Raw genomic sequence first — 3948 nt, 5'->3', positions numbered from 1 at the left:
GGCTTCCAGGAGGGCGGCCGCACCCTGCGCAAAGAGGGCTACAACCTCAAGTCCCTGGCCATCGTGGAAAGCATGGACCCGGACCAGGGCACCATCACCTTTGCTCACAATGAGAATTGAAACACTCTTTTCGTTAGAGCCGATTAGAAGCAACAACTTGCGTCAGGTGGATCACTCCACCTGACTGTTTTGACGCTTTTTCTGGTGAGTTCACTTGCCTCACGACGGCATTACAGTATAATTGCTCTCATCAATTTGGCAGTACAATCCTCTCATACACGTCCAAAGCGATGTTTGACTCCATACATAGTGCAAATATAGTGCCTGTTCGAATTTGGGAGTCCTTTAGCATATTTGGATAATAGTCTTCTTGGCTCCGGCTTTCTCAGGAATACCATCTGCCCCTTTAACGGTGTAAACACCGAGTAAATCTCGAGTCATAAATAGACCCATCAAACATCTCTCACGCAAAAATATCGGAACAATTCTATTCGCTCTTAGCTCCAGTAAAAGAAGAGATACTCAAATCAACTCTGTATAACTCAGCTAACTCAGTGCGAATCTGTCAAGTAGAATCACGTCACTTCAAAGATACACAAGATTAAACCCTTAAGCCACTTAGCTTCGAAGCTGATTCGCGTCTGTTGCGCGTTTTCATGCAGACCAAACCAATCAGATCACAGTCAATGCCCATCCTTAATATGCCGATAACCTAAGTTTTTTGAAAGTTTAACCCTGCTTCCTGTTATCTGCTTACTGTCGAAGTCCCCACTTATCAGCTGCTCTTTCCTGAAGCTTCACCACGAATGAAGCATTTTTAGCAGTTTGAGCATTTCCGCCGTTTTCCAAATAAACTGATTTTGCCAAATCGACAACTTCTTTAAATTCTTTCTCTTTAGGCTGATGCAAGTTTACAAGGTCTTCCAAACCTACTTTCAAAGAACCTGCATCCTTCGCACAGTAAAGATATATCGTATGAAATAGTAGATCATTTTGTTCCCCTCGTGTCAGCCCACAACCTTTGATTAGCTGCTTTATATTAGCGCTTGTTCGAGCTAGCCTATAGTACGCTTCCAATGGCACGTGCTCATTGAAAATCCTTGCGTACTTCTTTTCGTCACCAAGTATTTGTGCTGGTCTAGCACGCGCATAATCAGGCTGCCCAAGAAGCGTTGAAATAAGACATTGCCCCAAAAATGAAATAGAAATAATGTCCTTCGCGGGCCAGCCGTTGTTTTTGCCGGTGCTCTTCCGGCGATCATACTGAAGATGTCGGTCAGTAAAGTATCTTTCTATCTGTAAGTGTATAGTCTCAAGCGAATGAAGGAATGCAGGAGGAATCGATGTTTGGTTATTTGTTGCCTGTATTATTTTAGCCCTAGTCGCATGGTCACTTGAAGCGATGCACTTAATAAGAACTGTTCTGTTGTCATCTAGGCTCTTTTCCGATTTACAATACTGAGCAATCTCATTGGAGGTCTGAAGTCCATTTACAATTCTGGGATTAGTCAAGGAAATTGAGTTCCCCATATCTCGTGTCACTTTATCAGCGACAATTGTGATTCCGTTGTTAAGCCACCAGAAGTCAATATCAGACTTATTCTCGAGTGTTTCATGAATTGCTTTATTGACATGTACTTTTCCTTGATAGTCACGAATATTCGCTTCAAAAAGAGATTTCTTAAGATTCTGTTTTTCATCTGTGATGAACGAAAAATAATCTCCAAGCAAGACAGTCAATATCGCACTTGACTCATCAGGACATAGAGGTTCCTTTGTACCTTTTAAACTAACCGTTTCATCGGGAGCTTCCTCAATCAGCTCAAACAAGTTCTTTGCTGTTACAAAATCCACATGAACAGACGTGTTCTTGGAAGGGATGATGGATTCTACAAGCTCCTTTAGTTCTTCTGCCTGCTTCAAAAGATTTGGGTGAACTTTCAGAGCTAAAGAAACCGCCCAGAAATGAATCGAAACCTGAAGTCGTTTTTTGATAGTTTGCTCTAAAATAATTCTTATAAGTTCAAAGAGATCAATTACTGCCTGATTGTACCTGTCTTTATCCGGCTGGTCTGTCTCGACAAGATTCGGAAAAGAAACCTTCCAGTTTTGAACAATGGCTTCTGAAAAATGAGCCTGATTTTTTGATTGTATAAGATGAATATCAATTTGGCTTTTGCTATCTAGTGAAATAGATTTGGGATCTTCGCCGTTCATAAGAGTATCATTAACGAATATAAATATTCCGTCGTAACCGCCATCGAGCCCACCATCGGTCATACCTCTTGTTACTTCGTCATCATCGAGAAGATACTGGGTCAAAACTTGCTGAGCAACGACTCGTTCAAAAGCTTCATCAGCACCCATATTCTTATCAATCCGAGAACGTTCACTTTCGACAAAGTTACGGATCGTAGCCTGTGTCATATTTAGTTTTCCGGTCATTTCCCTTACTTCCATGTATGTAGTTACAACTATTTAAACATGATTACCAAACAAATCCAAAAATATATCAATAAATATATCAATAATTGACCATCGGTACTGCATGAACGGATACTACTAATGATAAAGAGCAAAGCTCAACTTGCAAACTCAAACTCGGAGACAGCACATTTAGACACAAATTCGAGACTGAACCGCAATTACAGAATTTAGACTAGACAAAGCTACCGATAGTCGCCAAACGTGCGATGACTCGACCTGACCCCACATAAAGCAGGATGGAGCCTTGAAACAGATAACGGGGGATGTGCTCACATATATCTGTATAAGAATCTACCGTTACTCCAAAATCTAAGTCATTTTTCTTCACAAACGTTCGCTTCAATATGTGGGTATAAAACAGTGTTGTATCAGCATTCACTATCCAAGCTTGTAGATAATAAGATGATTTCAAGAGTAGGTATTCCAGTGCTCAAAGTCGGATTCGACGCTAAATCAGCAGATACCACTGAAAAAAACCAAGATTGCAGTAATACGCGAAATAGGTAAAGTTACTACAGAATTATAATCAATCTGTTTATTTCCCCATACTTTGATAAAAGTACTCATAGATCACAACGGATTAACAAATATCGAATTGATGCCTGCTGCAAAACCGTAAACTCACGATCACTATGCTTACAAACCACTACAGAAAAGCTTCGGCAGTCTTGATGATGACAGCTTCTCTCTATAGCAGTGCAATATCATCTTTAGCTACTTAAAACCGCAAGAAACTGTTCTTCGCCACTACACACACTTTGTTGTCTAAACCGAGAATTGCAGAGAACCCTTAAACCCAGAGGAGAATGAGTCTCTTCTCATACTCAATAGAAGAATCATCAAATATCCGACTATCCTACAGCCTGCTGTCGCCCGCTTATCTATATATATATGAGAGTCTGACACTGTATTACGTACAAATGTTGAATTACATGTAAGAGTGGTATCGTATCATTCCCGTTCAATGGTTGTCGGCGGTTTGCAGGTGACATTCGAACCACACTGTTGATGCCAGAGCAGAGAATGCTTTCCTTTTGGAGGCGGCTGATAGCATATCGTCAAGGAAACATGGACCAATCGGTTGTTGTGGCATCCTCTGATTAGATAAAGCGCAGAACGATAGCTGAAACTTTGGCGCGTGCTCATCAACCCTGTACACCAACGGAATGGACTTCGGGCAGAAGGACTGCTAGATGTCCTCTATACCGGCCTTAGTCATTTTCTCCAGAGCGATGGCATCGGCCTCTCTCAGAAGATACAGTCGCTCCTTAGCAATCTCGCCAATAACGCGAATGCCCAAGCCAGGACAGGGAAAGGCTGACACCAGACTATCTCGTTAGGCAAGCCCAGCTTGATGCCGATGGCCCGTACCTCATCATCTGCCATGATGCCAAGGTCGTCATCGAGGGCATCGGCATCGCCGTGGAGAAGGGCTTCCAGGAGGGCGGCCGCACCCTGCGC

1 protein-coding gene and 3 pseudogenes are annotated in these 3948 nt (G+C 42.3%); 2 read left to right on the top strand and 2 right to left on the bottom strand.

Annotated features, from left to right (window positions below):
• Positions 1 to 120 (top strand): annotated as a pseudogene (locus H3U89_RS08305) (xanthine phosphoribosyltransferase); the annotation flags it as partial.
• A gap of 633 nt (positions 121 to 753) precedes the next feature.
• Here H3U89_RS08305 and H3U89_RS08300 read toward each other — a convergent pair.
• Both H3U89_RS08300 and H3U89_RS08440 read right to left on the bottom strand, forming a co-directional pair.
• Complete coding sequence (locus H3U89_RS08300; RefSeq protein WP_198180618.1) at positions 754 to 2460, bottom strand: AIPR family protein; 1707 nt, start codon at positions 2458 to 2460, stop codon at positions 754 to 756.
• 978 nt (positions 2461 to 3438) lie between these two features.
• A pseudogene (locus tag H3U89_RS08440) lies at positions 3439 to 3894 on the bottom strand (GMP synthase (glutamine-hydrolyzing)); the annotation flags it as partial.
• Here H3U89_RS08440 and H3U89_RS08595 point away from each other — a divergent pair.
• A pseudogene (locus tag H3U89_RS08595) lies at positions 3865 to 3948 on the top strand (xanthine phosphoribosyltransferase); the annotation flags it as partial. The pseudogenes H3U89_RS08440 and H3U89_RS08595 overlap by 30 nt on opposite strands.

The organism is Bifidobacterium sp. W8104 (assembly GCF_016100735.1).
GTDB classification, from domain to species: domain Bacteria; phylum Actinomycetota; class Actinomycetes; order Actinomycetales; family Bifidobacteriaceae; genus Bombiscardovia; species Bombiscardovia choladohabitans.
The sequence above is the reverse complement of the archived record's forward strand: the minus strand, read 5'-3'. Positions and strand labels throughout refer to the sequence as shown.

Bases quoted from the DNA above. Each gene is read 5' to 3' on its own strand.
- H3U89_RS08300 (WP_198180618.1), bottom strand. From the start codon at position 2,460: ATGGAAGTAAGGGAAATGACCGGAAAACTAAATATGACACAGGCTACG.